The organism is Massilia sp. X63 (genome assembly GCF_041023745.1).
Classification (GTDB): Bacteria; Pseudomonadota; Gammaproteobacteria; order Burkholderiales; family Burkholderiaceae_D; genus Telluria.
In genome coordinates, this window is record NZ_JBFTEF010000007.1 from 161,264 (window position 1) to 174,036 (window position 12,773).

General features: G+C 64.0%; 14 protein-coding genes and 1 tRNA gene. All 15 read right to left on the reverse strand.

Going from position 1 to position 12,773, the window contains the following annotated elements:
• Window positions 1-18: 18 nt before the first annotated feature.
• Entirely contained in the window at window positions 19-507 is a 489-nt protein-coding gene (gene nuoI / locus AB3347_RS15670) for an NADH-quinone oxidoreductase subunit NuoI (protein WP_027863876.1), read from the reverse strand.
• A 15-nt stretch (window positions 508-522) separates the two neighbouring features.
• Window positions 523-1,614 (reverse strand): NADH-quinone oxidoreductase subunit NuoH, encoded by a 1,092-nt coding sequence (nuoH, locus tag AB3347_RS15675; RefSeq protein WP_369092732.1) that lies wholly within the window; start codon window positions 1,612-1,614, stop codon window positions 523-525.
• Complete coding sequence (nuoG, locus tag AB3347_RS15680; protein WP_369092733.1) at window positions 1,614-3,944, reverse strand: NADH-quinone oxidoreductase subunit NuoG; 2,331 nt, start codon at window positions 3,942-3,944, stop codon at window positions 1,614-1,616. Before nuoG ends, nuoH begins: the two co-directional genes overlap by 1 nt.
• Before the next feature lie 21 nt (window positions 3,945-3,965).
• The gene (gene nuoF, locus AB3347_RS15685; RefSeq protein WP_369092734.1) at window positions 3,966-5,261 is read right to left on the reverse strand and encodes an NADH-quinone oxidoreductase subunit NuoF; all 1,296 of its coding nucleotides are present in this window, start codon (window positions 5,259-5,261) and stop codon (window positions 3,966-3,968) included.
• Entirely contained in the window at window positions 5,258-5,734 is a 477-nt protein-coding gene (gene nuoE, locus AB3347_RS15690; protein ID WP_369092735.1) for an NADH-quinone oxidoreductase subunit NuoE, read from the reverse strand. The genes nuoF and nuoE overlap by 4 nt, the downstream gene beginning before the upstream one ends.
• 16 nt (window positions 5,735-5,750) lie before the next feature.
• Complete coding sequence (locus tag AB3347_RS15695; RefSeq protein WP_369092736.1) at window positions 5,751-7,004, reverse strand: NADH-quinone oxidoreductase subunit D; 1,254 nt, start codon at window positions 7,002-7,004, stop codon at window positions 5,751-5,753.
• On the reverse strand, window positions 7,004-7,600 hold the full coding sequence (locus AB3347_RS15700) for an NADH-quinone oxidoreductase subunit C (RefSeq protein WP_369092737.1): 597 nt from the start codon (window positions 7,598-7,600) through the stop codon (window positions 7,004-7,006). The genes AB3347_RS15695 and AB3347_RS15700 overlap by 1 nt, the downstream gene beginning before the upstream one ends.
• Window positions 7,601-7,618: 18 nt before the next feature.
• Window positions 7,619-8,095 carry an NADH-quinone oxidoreductase subunit B family protein gene (locus AB3347_RS15705; RefSeq protein ID WP_020654624.1) on the reverse strand — a complete coding sequence of 159 codons (477 nt, stop codon included), beginning with the start codon at window positions 8,093-8,095 and terminating at the stop codon, window positions 7,619-7,621.
• Between the two features lie 3 nt (window positions 8,096-8,098).
• Window positions 8,099-8,458: an NADH-quinone oxidoreductase subunit A gene (locus AB3347_RS15710; RefSeq protein ID WP_288381368.1), complete on the reverse strand. Its 360-nt coding sequence runs from the start codon at window positions 8,456-8,458 to the stop codon at window positions 8,099-8,101.
• A gap of 166 nt (window positions 8,459-8,624) precedes the next feature.
• Window positions 8,625-8,709 (reverse strand) — tRNA-Leu (locus tag AB3347_RS15715).
• Window positions 8,710-8,946: 237 nt separating this feature from the next.
• Window positions 8,947-9,420, reverse strand: coding sequence for a preprotein translocase subunit SecG (gene secG / locus AB3347_RS15720; RefSeq protein ID WP_369092738.1), 474 nt, complete (start codon window positions 9,418-9,420; stop codon window positions 8,947-8,949).
• A 102-nt stretch (window positions 9,421-9,522) separates the two neighbouring features.
• Window positions 9,523-10,272 (reverse strand): triose-phosphate isomerase, encoded by a 750-nt coding sequence (gene tpiA / locus AB3347_RS15725; RefSeq protein WP_369092739.1) that lies wholly within the window; start codon window positions 10,270-10,272, stop codon window positions 9,523-9,525.
• Window positions 10,273-10,386: 114 nt separating this feature from the next.
• Window positions 10,387-11,370, reverse strand: a complete 984-nt coding sequence (locus AB3347_RS15730; protein ID WP_369092740.1) for an NAD(P)H-quinone oxidoreductase — start codon at window positions 11,368-11,370, stop codon at window positions 10,387-10,389.
• Window positions 11,371-11,450: 80 nt separating this feature from the next.
• A complete protein-coding gene (locus tag AB3347_RS15735; RefSeq protein ID WP_369092741.1) occupies window positions 11,451-11,651 on the reverse strand; it encodes a hypothetical protein in 201 nt (66 codons plus the stop codon).
• Window positions 11,652-11,757: 106 nt separating this feature from the next.
• A complete protein-coding gene (locus tag AB3347_RS15740; RefSeq protein WP_369092742.1) occupies window positions 11,758-12,744 on the reverse strand; it encodes an MYG1 family protein in 987 nt (328 codons plus the stop codon).
• Between the last annotated feature and the right edge of the window lie 29 nt (window positions 12,745-12,773).

Here is a 12,773-nt window from a genome sequence, read left to right on the forward strand (position 1 = left end):
GACTTAGACAGCCTTTTCTTATCGGTACTTCGCGTCCGCCTCGCGGGCCGCGGCGATGTCGTTTTCGTAGCGGTCACCGACGGCCAGCAGCATCTCTTTGGTGTAGTAGAGATCGCCGCGCTTTTCGCCGTGGTATTCCAGCACGTGGGTTTCGACGATCGAGTCGACCGGGCAGGATTCTTCGCAGAAGCCGCAGAAGATGCATTTGGTCAAGTCGATGTCGTAGCGCGTGGTGCGGCGGGTGCCGTCCTCGCGCTGCGCCGACTCGATCGTGATCGCCATGGCCGGGCAGACTGCTTCGCACAGCTTGCAGGCGATGCAGCGCTCTTCCCCGTTGGGGTAGCGACGCAGGGCGTGCAGGCCGCGGAAGCGGTTCGACATCGGCGTCTTCTCTTCCGGGTACTGGACCGTGATCTTGCGCGACAGCGCATACTTGCCGGTCAGGGCCAGGCCCTTGAAGAGTTCGGACAGCATCAGGCTGCCGACAATTTCTTTAATCCGATTCATTTTTTGTTTGCTTCCTTACTTCACAGCAGTCCAGATGTTCCACGGGGTCTGCATCCAGGCGGCGACCAGCACCAGCCAGATCAGGGTCAGCGGGATGAACACTTTCCAGCCCAGGCGCATGATCTGGTCATAGCGGTAGCGCGGGAAGGTGCCGCGGACCCAGATCATCAGCGAAACCATCATGAACATCTTCAGGAACAGCCAGAAGAAGCCGCCGATCGCGCCGAATTCCAGGAAGCCGAACGGAGCCGACCAGCCGCCCAGGAACAGGATCGCGCACAGGGTCGAGATCAGGATCATGTTGGCGTATTCGGCCAGCATGAACATCGCGTAGGACATGCCCGAGTACTCGACCATGTGACCGGCAACGATCTCCGACTCGCCTTCCACCACGTCGAACGGGTGGCGGTTGCACTCGGCCAGGCCGGACACGAAGTAGATGACGAACAGCGGCAGCAGCGGCAGCCAGTTCCACGACAGGAAGTTCAGGCCCATGTCGGCGAAGCGGCCGATTTCCTGGCTGACGACGATGTCGGTCATGTTCAGGCTGCCGGTCACCATCAGCACCACGACCAGCACGAAGCCGATCGGGATTTCGTAGGAAATCATCTGTGCCGAGGCGCGCATCGCGCCCATGAACGAGTACTTCGAGTTCGAGGCCCAGCCGGCGATGATGATGCCGTAGACTTCCATCGAGGTGATCGCCATCAGGAACAGCAGGCCGGCGTTGACGTTGGCCAGCGCGGCTTGCGGACCGAAGGGAACCACCGCCCAGGCGGCCAGCGCCGGCATGATGGTCATGATCGGGCCGATCACGAACAGGCTGCGGTTGGCCTTGGCCGGGATGACGATTTCCTTGAGCAGCAGCTTGAGCGCGTCGGCGATCGGCTGCAGCAGGCCGCCCGGACCCACGCGGTTCGGGCCCACGCGGATCTGGATCCAGCCGATCAGCTTGCGCTCCCACAGGGTCAGGTAAGCCACCAGGCCCATCAGCGGCAGCAGCACCACCAGGATCTTGATCACAGTCCAGATCAGTGGCCAGGCCGGCGCGATCGGGCTGGCAGCGCCCATTTCATAAAAACTATCGATAAAACCGGGCGTTGCCATTACTTGCCCTCCCCTGCTTTTTCAACATTGATCGAACCGAACATCGCACCCAGGGTGGCGACGGCCGGATGGCCGGCAGCCACGCGCACTGCGTTCGACGGCAGGCGTGCATCGACGTTGGCCACCAGCACGGCGCTGCCCGCACCCTGCGAGACGCGCACCAGGTCGCCGGCCTTGACGCCGAGTTGTTCGGCCACGGCCTTGGACAGGCTCACCAGTGGCGCATTCGCGTCGGCGGTGCGCTGCAGCGGCTCGGAACGGCGCGCCAGCGCGTCGGTGAAGTAGATCGGCACGTCGGCGACGCGCTCGAGCTGGCCGGCCGGTGCGTAGGAACCCACGCTCGGGCCCAGCTTGGCGACGTTGTTCAGCTTGGCCGACAGGTCGGTATTGCCCTTGCCGATGGCTTCGTCGCGGATCGACTCCGAAGTCTCGTAGTCGAAGCCCGACAGGCCCAGCAGGTTGCCCAGCACGCGCAGCACTTTCCAGGCCGGACGGGTTTCGCCGAGCGGCTTGACGGTGCCGTTGAAGCTCTGTGCGCGGCCTTCGCAGTTCACGAACGTACCGGCGGTCTCGCTGAACGGCGAGATCGGCAGCAGCACGTCGGCGAAGTCCATGCCGTGCTTGAAGGCCGACATCGCGACGACCATGTCCGCGCCATCCAGGGCGGCACGGGCCTGCTGCGGGTTGGCCGCATCCAGTTCCGGTTCCGCGTTCAGCAGCACGTAGGCCTTCTTCGGCGATGCGAACACCGCTTCGCCCTTCCCTAGCGCGCCGACGATGTGGCCGCCGACGGTGTTGGCGGCGTCGACCAGGTAGCCGAAGCTGCAGCCGGTCTGCTCGGCGATCCATTGCGCGGCGGCGTGGATCTTCGAGGCTTGCGGGTGGTAGGAAGCAGCGTTACCCAGCAGCACCGCGCCCAGGGTCTCTTGACCGACCAGCGAAGCGGCGATGGCGCGGGCGCCCTCGCCTGCCTGGACGTTCTCGAAACCTGCCGGGGCATTGACGCCCTTCGCGCCGGCGACGGCCGACACGACTTCCGACAGCGCGGCCAGCCAGTCGCTCGGTGCGGCGATCAGCTTGTTGGCGACCGGCATCAGGAGGTCGTCGTCGCCAGCCTGCAGCAGCGACAGCTTGGCGCCGCCCTTGGTGGCGGTGCGCAGGCGGGTCGCGACCAGCGGATGGTCCTTGCGCAGGTTGGAACCGATGACGAAGGCGCGCTTCAGTTGCGAGAAGTTCGCGATCGGCATGCCCAGCCATGGGGTGACCTGGCCGTCCAGCGCGAAATCGGTCTGGCGCAGGCGGAACTCGATGTTGTCCGAGCCAAGGCCGCGGGTGACCTTGTTCAGCAGGTACAGTTCTTCCAGGGTCGAGTGCGGGGTCGCGACGGCGGCGATGCTGTCGGCGCCGTGCTCGTGGCGGATGTTACGCAGGCCGTGGGCGACGTACTCGAGGGCGGTCTGCCAGTCGGTGTCGATCCACTTGCCGTCCTGCTTGATCATCGGGCCGGTCAGGCGGTCGGCGTTGTCCAGCGCTTCGTACGAGAAGCGGTCCTTGTCCGACAGCCAGCATTCGTTGATGGCTTCGTTTTCCAGCGGCAGCACGCGCATGACCTTGCCGCCCTTGACCTGGACGATCAGGTTCGAGCCCAGCGAGTCGTGCGGCGCGATCGACTTGCGGCGCTGCAGTTCCCACGGACGTGCCGAGTAGCGGAACGGCTTGCTGGTGAGCGCGCCGACCGGGCACAGGTCGATCATGTTGCCCGACACTTCCGAGTCCACGGTCTTGCCCACGAAGGTGGTGATCTCCGAGTGCTCGCCGCGGCCGACCATGCCGAATTCCATCACGCCGGCCACTTCCTGGCCGAAACGCACGCAGCGGGTGCACTGGATGCAGCGCGCCATCTCTTCCATCGAGATCAGCGGGCCGGCCTCTTTCGGGGCCACCACGCGCTTTTCTTCCTGGTAGCGCGATTCGCCCTTGCCGTAGCCGACCGCGAGGTCCTGCAGCTGGCATTCGCCGCCCTGGTCGCAGATCGGGCAATCCAGCGGGTGGTTAATGAGCAGGAACTCCATCACCGACTTCTGTGCCTGCACCGCCTTGTCGCTGTGGGTGCGCACGATCATGCCCGGCGACACCGGTGTGGCGCAGGCCGGCAGCGGCTTCGGCGCCTTCTCGACTTCGACCAGGCACATGCGGCAGTTCGCTGCGATCGACAATTTCTTGTGATAGCAGAAGTGCGGGATGTAGGTCCCGAGTTTGTTTGCGGCGTCCATCACCATGGAACCTGGTGCGACTTCGACTTTTTTGCCGTCTAATTCAATTTCAACCATTTGATCGTTACCTGACCTGGTTTAAAGGTATGCGGGCACGAGGCAGTGCTTGTGCTCGATGTGATATTCGAATTCCTCGCGGAAGTTCTTGATCATCGCTTCCACCGGCATCGCGGCGGCGTCGCCCAGCGCGCAGATGGTGCGGCCCTTGATGTTGCCGGCGATGTTGTTCAGCAGGTCCATGTCTTCCGGACGGCCCTTGCCGTGCTCGATGCGGTGAACCATGCGGTACATCCAGCCGGTGCCTTCACGGCACGGGGTGCACTGGCCGCAGGATTCCTCGTAGTAGAAGTACGAGAGGCGCAGCAGCGACTTGACCATGCAGCGGGTCTCGTCCATGACGATCACGGCGCCCGAACCCAGCATCGAACCGGCCTTGGCGATCGAGTCGTAATCGAGGTCGGTATCCATCATGACCTCGCCGCGGATCACCGGCGCCGACGAACCGCCCGGGATCACCGCCTTGATCTTCTTGCCGCCGCGCATGCCGCCGGCCAGCTCCATCAGCTTGGCGAACGGGGTGCCCAGCGGGACTTCGTAGTTGCCCGGACGCTCGACGTCGCCCGAGATCGAGAAGATCTTGGTGCCGCCGTTGTTCGGCTTGCCGAGCGCCATGTAGTTTTCCGGGCCCAGGTTCAGCAGGAACGGAACGGCCGCAAAGGTCTCGGTGTTGTTGATCGTGGTCGGCTTGCCGTACAGGCCGAACGAGGCCGGGAACGGCGGCTTGAAGCGCGGCTGGCCCTTCTTGCCTTCCAGCGACTCCAGCAGTGCGGTTTCTTCGCCGCAGATGTAGGCGCCGTAGCCGTGGTGCGCATGCAGCTGGAACGAGAAGTTCGAACCCATGATGTTATCGCCCAGGAAGCCGGCGGCGCGCGCCTCTTCCAGCGCTTCTTCGAAGCGCAGGTATTCCTGGAAGATCTCGCCGTGGATGTAGTTGTAGCCCACGGTGATGCCCATCGCGTAGGCGCCGATGGCCATGCCTTCGATCAGCGCATGCGGGTTGTAGCGGATGATGTCGCGGTCCTTGAAGGTACCCGGCTCGCCTTCGTCGGTGTTGCAGACGAGGTATTTCTGGCCAGGGAACTGGCGCGGCATGAAGCTCCACTTCAGGCCGGTCGGGAAACCGGCGCCGCCGCGGCCGCGCAGGCCCGATGCCTTCAGGTCGGCAATGACCTGTTCCTGGGTGACGCCGCCCTCGAGGATACGGCGCAGGGCCGAGTAGCCGCCGCGCTTGACGTAGTCTTCCAGGTGCCAGTTTTCGCCGTTCAGATCCTTCAGGATCAGCGGATTGATGTGACGGTCGTGCAGGCTGGTCATTTCTTCAGTTCCTCTACCAGGGCGTCGATTTTCTGGTCGTTCATGAACGAGCACATGCGGTGGTTATTCACCAGCATGACCGGGGCGTCGCCGCAGGCGCCCATGCACTCGCCTTCGACCAGGGTGAACTGGCCGTCCGCGGTGGTCTCGCGGTAGTCGATGCCCAGCTTGTCCTTCAGGTACTGGCCGGCGCGCTCGCCGCCCGACAGGGCGCACGGCAGGTTGGTGCAGACCGTGATCTTGGCCTTGCCGACCGGCTTCAGGTTGTACATGTTGTAGAACGTCGCCACTTCCTGCACGGCGATGGCCGGCATGCCGATGTAGTCCGCGATTTCCTGCATGGTTTCCGGCGACAGCCAGCCCAGTTCGACCTGGGCGTGGGCCAGCGAAGCCATCACGGCCGACTGGCGCTGATCGGCTGGGTACTTGGCCAGCTCACGATCGATTTTCTTGTAGCATTCCTGCGATAACATAATCTTTTCCTGCCTCTTAACGGTCGATACTGCCGAACACGATATCCTGCGTACCGATGATCGCGACGGCGTCGGCGATCATGTGGCCACGCGACATTTCGTCGAGGCTTTGCAGGTGGACATAGTCCGGGGTGCGGATCTTCAGGCGATACGGCTTGTTGGCGCCGTCCGACACGATGTAGATGCCGAACTCGCCCTTCGGGTGCTCGATCGCCGCATAGGCCTCGCCTTCCGGCACGTGGAAGCCTTCGGTGAACAGCTTGAAGTGGTGGATCAGCGATTCCATGTTGGACTTCATGTCCATGCGGTTCGGCGGCACGATCTTGTGGTTGTCGATCATCACCGGACCCTGGTTCACGCGCAGCCAGGCGATGCACTGCTTGATGATGCGGTTCGACTGGCGCATTTCTTCGATACGCACCAGGTAGCGGTCGTAGGAGTCGCCGTTGGTGCCGACAGGGATGTCGAACTCGACCTTGTCATAGGCCGCGTACGGCTGGGTCTTGCGCAGGTCCCAGGCGATGCCCGAACCGCGCAGCATCGGGCCGGTGAAGCCCATGGCCAGCGCGTCTTCCGGGCTGACTACACCGATGCCGACGGTCCTTTGCTTCCAGATACGGTTGTCGGTCAGCAGGGTTTCGTATTCGTCGACGTAGCCGTCGAAGCGCTTGGTGAAGGCTTCGATGAAGTCCAGCACCGAGCCCTGGCGGTCACGGTTCAGCTCGTCGATCGCCTTCTTCGAGCGGATCGGCGATTCGCGGTGCTGCGGCATGCGGTCCGGCAGGTCGCGGTACACGCCGCCCGGGCGGTAGTAGGCCGCGTGCATGCGCGCGCCCGAGACCGCTTCGTACACGTCGAACAGGTCTTCGCGGTCACGGAAGGCATACAGGAACGGGCCCATGGCGCCGATGTCGAGCGCGTGCGCGCCCAGCCACATCAGGTGGTTCAGCAGACGGGTGATCTCGTCGAACATGGTGCGGATGTACTGCGCGCGGATCGGCGCTTCGATACCCAGCAGCTTTTCGACGGCCAGCACGTAGCCGTGCTCGTTGCACATCATCGAGACGTAGTCGAGGCGATCCATGTACGGGACCGACTGCAGGTAGGTGCGGGTCTCGGCCAGCTTCTCGGTGCCGCGGTGCAGCAGGCCGATGTGCGGGTCGGCACGCTGGATCACTTCGCCGTCCAGTTCCAGCACCAGACGCAGCACGCCGTGCGCTGCCGGGTGCTGCGGACCAAAGTTCAGGGTGTAATTCTTAAGCTCAGCCATTATTTCGATGTCCCGTAGGTTTCTTCGCGGATCACGCGCGGGATGTTCTCGCGCGGCTCGATCGTCACCGGTTGGTAGATCACGCGTTTCTGTTCAGGGTCGTAGCGCATCTCGACATAGCCCGTGATCGGGAAGTCCTTGCGGAACGGGTGGCCGATGAAGCCGTAGTCGGTCAGGATGCGGCGCAGGTCGCCGTGGCCGTCGAACAGGATGCCGAACAGGTCGAAGGCTTCGCGCTCGAACCAGTTGGCGGCGCGCCAGATCGGGGTGATCGACTCGATCATCGGCATGTCGTCGTCGGTGCAGAACACGCGCACGCGCACGCGCCAGTTGTGCTGCACCGACAGCAGGTGCACGACCACCGCGAAGCGCGGACCTTCCCAGGTGCCTTCACCGTATTGGGAATAGTCGACGCCGCACAGGTCGATCATTTGTTCGAAGCGCAGTGCCGGCGTGTCGCGCAGCGCCTGCATCGAGCGGATGTAGTCGGCGGCCTTGACCACCACAGTCACTTCGCCCAGCGCCGAGCTAATCGCAGCGCCCTCGCCCAGTGCATTTTTCAGGGCGAGTTCAAGGGTTTCGAGTTTCGTCGTCATGGTGTTTCGCTGTCTTTTTTAGCGCGCGATGGTGTTGGTGCGCTTGATCTTGTTCTGCAGCTGCATGATGCCGTACAGCAGGGCTTCCGCAGTCGGCGGGCAACCCGGCACGTAGACATCGACCGGCACGATGCGGTCGCAACCGCGCACCACCGAGTACGAGTAGTGGTAGTAGCCGCCGCCGTTGGCGCAGGAGCCCATCGAGATCACCCAGCGCGGTTCGGCCATCTGGTCGTACACCTTGCGCAGGGCGGGAGCCATCTTGTTGCACAGCGTGCCGGCGACGATCATCACGTCGGACTGGCGCGGCGAGGGGCGGAACACAATGCCAAAACGGTCGAGATCGTAGCGGGCAGCGCCCACATGCATCATCTCGACCGCGCAGCATGCCAGACCGAACGTCATCGGGAACATCGATCCCGTGCGCGCCCAGTTGATCAGCTTATCGGCTGTGGTGGTAATGAAACCTTCGTTTAATACGCCTTCAATTGCCATGGCTTATTCCCAATCAAGGGCACCTTTCTTCCAGATGTACCAGAAGCCCACGATGAATTCGGCGATGAACACCATCATCGTGATGAAACCGGTCCAGCCCAGTTCGCGCATCGAGACGCCCCATGGGAAGAAGAATGCCGTTTCCAGATCAAACAAAATAAACAGGATCGCCACCAGGTAGTAGCGAACGTCGAACTTCATGCGCGCGTCTTCGAAGGCTTCGAAGCCGCATTCATACGGGGACAGCTTGGCTGCGTCGGGACGGTGTGGACCGAGGAGGCGGCCGAGCACCTGGGGAGCGACGCCGACGCCGACGCCAATCAGGATAAAGAGAAGAACGGGGAAGTAATTTTCGAGGTTCACGATGAAGCCTATTTGAACGATCGGTTAATGAAACACTGCAGAGCTGCAGCGCCGACCCACCCGCCCCTGGCTGAGGACCTTCCACCAGGACCGCATGAGCCGTAAAAAAGCCAGCGCAGGCATGAGAGCGTATGCTCGTTGCGCCCTTGCTGGCTTCTTTGTATCTTGGTGCCGACGGCGAGACTCGAACTCGCACAGCTTGCGCCACTACCCCCTCAAGATAGCGTGTCTACCAATTTCACCACGTCGGCTGGAGACCAGTATTTTAACCTGCTTTAGCACTACTTTTCAATGCACAAATTGCGCTATCACAAGGAATTTTCGCAATTACTCAACATTTCTATTGAGACCAGCCAATCCTGCTCGCAGGCCTGTCTGCATCGAACGGGCTTTTACCCTTTTACCACCGGCGGCGCGTCCAGATGGCGTGCCGCATTCTACTCCTAATCCGGAACGGGCGTACGGCCCGCCCCGGATTTCGGCAGGAATTACTTGGTCGGAGCCGGTGCAGGAGCAGCCGGCGCCGCCGGCGCTGCGGTCGACGGCGCCGGGTTCGAGACGCCCGGGGTCTGCGGGACGTCGTTGACGGGCACTGCCGGGGCCGTTGCCGGGCCGGCGTTCGGGCCGGCGCCCGGCACGTCGTTCGGGATGCCCGTGGCCGGCGCCTTCGACGACGGCACGGTCACGCGCTCCATCACGCCGCCGTCGGCGCCCGGGGTGGCGCGGCTGTTGCCGAACCAGGCCAGCGCCAGGGTCGAAGCAAAGAACACGGCGGCCGCGACGGCGGTCGACTTCGACAGGAAGTTCGACGAGCCGGAGGCGCCGAACAGGCTGCCCGAGGCGCCGGAGCCGAAGGCCGCGCCCATGTCGGCGCCCTTGCCGTGCTGGACCAGCACCAGGCCGATGATGGCCAGGGCCGAAATAACCTGCACAACAATAATCAGATTGAACACGGTGTTCATTGCAATTCCATTCCCAAGTTGACGACGTTTTTAGATGCTTTAATACGCTGAGTACTACTGAAGCCTTGCTGCTGACGCTTTACTGCTGAAACTGTAAATCTCTCAATTCGCTGCGCGAATGATTCCGAGGAAGTCCGCCGCCTTCAGCGCCGCACCGCCGATCAGGCCGCCGTCGATGTCCGGCTGCGCCATCAGGTCCGCCGCATTATCCGGCTTCATGCTGCCGCCGTACAGCACCAGCGTGCGCTGCGCCGCTTCGGCGTTGCAGGCGCGCAGCTTTTCGCGCAGGGCGGCGTGCACTTCCTGGGCCATGGCCGGGGTCGCGGTCTTGCCGGTGCCGATCGCCCACACCGGCTCGTAGGCCAGCACGATCTTGTCCACGGCCTCGACGCCGACCGCTTCCAGCACGGCGTCGAGCTGGGCGCCCACCACTTCCATGGTCTGGCCCGCTTCGCGCTGCTCCAGGGTTTCGCCGACGCAGACGATCGGGGTCAGGCCGGCGTCCAGCGCCGCCTTCGCCTTCTTCGCCACCAGTTCGCTGCTCTCGCCATGGTAGGCGCGGCGCTCGGAGTGGCCGACGATCACGTAGCGGCAGCCGAAATCCTGCAGCATCGACATGCACACCTCACCGGTGTAGGCGCCGACCGGATGGCAGGAAACGTCCTGCGCGCCCCATGCGACCGGGGAGCCCTTCAGAAGTTCTTCGCACTGGAACAGGTAAGGTGCCGGCACGCACACGGCGACCTCGGCCTTGGCATTGTTCAAACCTTCCAGGATGCCGGTCAGGAGCGTGGCGTTGGCCGCGCGGCTGCCGTTCATTTTCCAGTTACCTACGACGAGTTTGGGACGCATAGAACCCCATCTTTAAATTAACCCGCTATTCTAGCGGCCGAATATGTGGCGGTCAAACAATGAAGAAGGCAGCGTTCGCCCGCCACTTCCCTTTTGATTCAATCTGTTAGCGCGTTACGCCGCGACTTCCAGCACGATCTTGCCGACATGGGTACTGGACTCCATCAGCGCATGCGCCTGCGCCGCCTCGGCCAGCGGGAAGCTGCGGTAGATGACCGGCTTGAGCTTGCCCTGTTCGAACAGCGGCCACACGCGCTCGCGCAAGCTGCGCGCGATCGCCGCCTTGAAGGCGACCGGGCGCGGGCGCAGCGTGGAACCGCTGATGTGCAGGCGGCGGCGCAGCACCTGGCCCAGGTCGATCTCGGCTTTTGCCCCGCCGAGCAGCGCGATCAGGGCGATGCGGCCGTCGTCGGCCAGGCAGTCGATCTCGCGCGGGATGTAGTCGCCGGCAACCATGTCGAGGATCACGTCGACGCCCTTCCCGCCCGTCAGTTCCTTGACCACGGCGGCAAAGTCCTCGCTGCGGTAGTTGATGCCGCGCTCGGCGCCGAGCTGCTCGCAGGCGCGGCATTTCTCGTCCGAACCGGCGGTGGCGAACACGCGGTGGCCCAGCGCCGTGGCGAGCTGGATCGCGGTCACGCCGATGCCCGAGCTGCCGCCCTGCACCAGCAGGGTTTCGCCCGGCGCCAGTTGCGCGCGGTCGAAAATATTTGACCAAACGGTAAAAAAAGTCTCGGGCAGCGAGGCTGCCTCCAGGGCGCTCAAGCCCTTGGGCAGCGGCAGGCACTGCTCGGCCGGCGCGGTGCAGTATTCGGCATAGCCGCCGCCCTGCACCAGTGCGCAGACCAGGTCGCCCTTGTCGAAGCCGGCTGCGGCGTAGTCGCCGTCGACGATCTCGCCGGCCACTTCCAGGCCCGGCAGATCGGAGGCGCCGGGCGGCACCGGATACTTGCCGAGGCGCTGCAGCACGTCGGGGCGGTTGATGCCTGCCGCGTGCACCTTGATCAAGACCTCGCCGGCCTTCGGCACCGGCACCGGCCGTTCGCACAACTGCAGGACGTCCGGCTTGCCCGGCTGCGTGATTTCGATGGCGCGCATGGAAGCTCCCGTGTTGAAAAAACCACAATTGTAAGGGAGAGCCGGAAAACTTGCGCGCCCCGCGTCACCGGAAACGCCGGTCAGGAGCGGATGTTGCGGTCGACCGTTTGTGTGGCGCTGACGCCCAGCAGGGTATCGCGGCGCAGGCGCAGCCGCGTATGCGGGGTGCGGATGCCGGCCGACATGCCCCAGGCCGCGGCCCAGCGCAGGGCCCGGTCCGTTTCCGGACCGAAGGGCCGCGCTGCCGAGGCCCGGTTCAGCGCGGCCGACATACGCTGCATTGCGTAAAGCTTCTTCATCGAAACGATCTTGGCCATGGGTCCAAGATACGGTTTCCGGGCGCGCCTGACCGTGCCCTGCTTAACGCAAAGACAACGCAGGGACCACTCAGGAAGCGAGCGCCTCGCGCGGGCTGAACAGCGGCGTGAGGCCGGCGTCCACGGCCTGCAAGGCCTGCTTGGCCATCGCATATGCGCCCTCGTAGGTCTTGGCGGCGGCGATGAAGCGGCCGTTGTGGCAGAACTTGGCGTCCGGCACCCCGGTGACGGCCGCCAGGTCGGCGTCGCGCAGGCCGGCCCAGCTCTCCGGCAGGTCGGCGCGCGCATCGAAGGTATCGACCGTGGCCGGCACCGTGTGCAGCATGTAGCGGTCTTCCGACAGGCTGTGGCTGAGCACGAACAGCACTTTCGGCATTTCCTTGCGCACCACCGAACTCCAGGGCAGCGCCGCGTTCTTCAGGAACAGCAGGCGGCCGTTTTCCAGCACGCTGGCCTGGCGCACCTGGGCCAGCGCCAGGATCGCGCCGACGCGGTACTTGACCGCGTTGACGATCACCTCGGTGAGGAAGGCCATCGCCTTGCGGAACTGCGCCAGGCGATAGGCTTCCGCCTCCAGCCCGTAGCCGAGGCGCTGCTCGTCCAGCCAGTTCGGGTTGAAGCCCGAGACCACGGCCGACATGCCGTAGCCGCCCGGCGCGTTCTTGGCCGCGCCCACGTCCGACAGGTCGAGGTACTGGACGATGTCGGCGTCGATCGCATAGGCCATCTGCTGGGCCGTATCGTCTTCCAGCCGGTGCCCGGTATGCGCCAGGGCCAGCGCGGCGACGCAGCGCGCGCCGTATTCGCGCCAGACCAGGCCGGCGCTGGCGTAGGGCACGCCGCTGGCGCGCGCGCCTTCGAAGCCTTTCTGGTGGTGGTCGAAGCGGCCGGCGGCCGGGTCCCAGATGCCGCCGACGTCGACCGCGAAGTCGGCGGCCTCGATGATGGCGGGTTCGCGCGTCCTGACGATCTCGGCGTCAGGGAAGAGGATGTGCAGGACGGCGACCGCCCATGCGTCGTCCGCATGGAACTTGCCGTTGTGGGTCACGATGACCATGAATGCTCCAGAATCTCGAAAATCAGGAG

Excerpts from the sequence above, each read along its gene's own strand:
- nuoE (WP_369092735.1), bottom strand. The coding sequence starts at position 5,734 with ATGTTATCGCAGGAATGCTACAAGAAAATCGATCGTGAGCTGGCCAAG.
- AB3347_RS15695 (WP_369092736.1), bottom strand. The coding sequence starts at position 7,004 with ATGGCTGAGCTTAAGAATTACACCCTGAACTTTGGTCCGCAGCACCCG.
- nuoH (WP_369092732.1), bottom strand. The coding sequence starts at position 1,614 with ATGGCAACGCCCGGTTTTATCGATAGTTTTTATGAAATGGGCGCTGCC.
- AB3347_RS15700 (WP_369092737.1), bottom strand. The coding sequence starts at position 7,600 with ATGACGACGAAACTCGAAACCCTTGAACTCGCCCTGAAAAATGCACTG.
- nuoG (WP_369092733.1), bottom strand. The coding sequence starts at position 3,944 with ATGGTTGAAATTGAATTAGACGGCAAAAAAGTCGAAGTCGCACCAGGT.
- nuoF (WP_369092734.1), bottom strand. The coding sequence starts at position 5,261 with ATGACCAGCCTGCACGACCGTCACATCAATCCGCTGATCCTGAAGGAT.
- tpiA (WP_369092739.1), bottom strand. The coding sequence starts at position 10,272 with ATGCGTCCCAAACTCGTCGTAGGTAACTGGAAAATGAACGGCAGCCGC.
- AB3347_RS15740 (WP_369092742.1), bottom strand. The coding sequence starts at position 12,744 with ATGGTCATCGTGACCCACAACGGCAAGTTCCATGCGGACGACGCATGG.
- AB3347_RS15730 (WP_369092740.1), bottom strand. The coding sequence starts at position 11,370 with ATGCGCGCCATCGAAATCACGCAGCCGGGCAAGCCGGACGTCCTGCAG.
- AB3347_RS15735 (WP_369092741.1), bottom strand. The coding sequence starts at position 11,651 with ATGCAGCGTATGTCGGCCGCGCTGAACCGGGCCTCGGCAGCGCGGCCC.
- secG (WP_369092738.1), bottom strand. The coding sequence starts at position 9,420 with ATGAACACCGTGTTCAATCTGATTATTGTTGTGCAGGTTATTTCGGCC.
- AB3347_RS15705 (WP_020654624.1), bottom strand. The coding sequence starts at position 8,095 with ATGGCAATTGAAGGCGTATTAAACGAAGGTTTCATTACCACCACAGCC.
- nuoI (WP_027863876.1), bottom strand. The coding sequence starts at position 507 with ATGAATCGGATTAAAGAAATTGTCGGCAGCCTGATGCTGTCCGAACTC.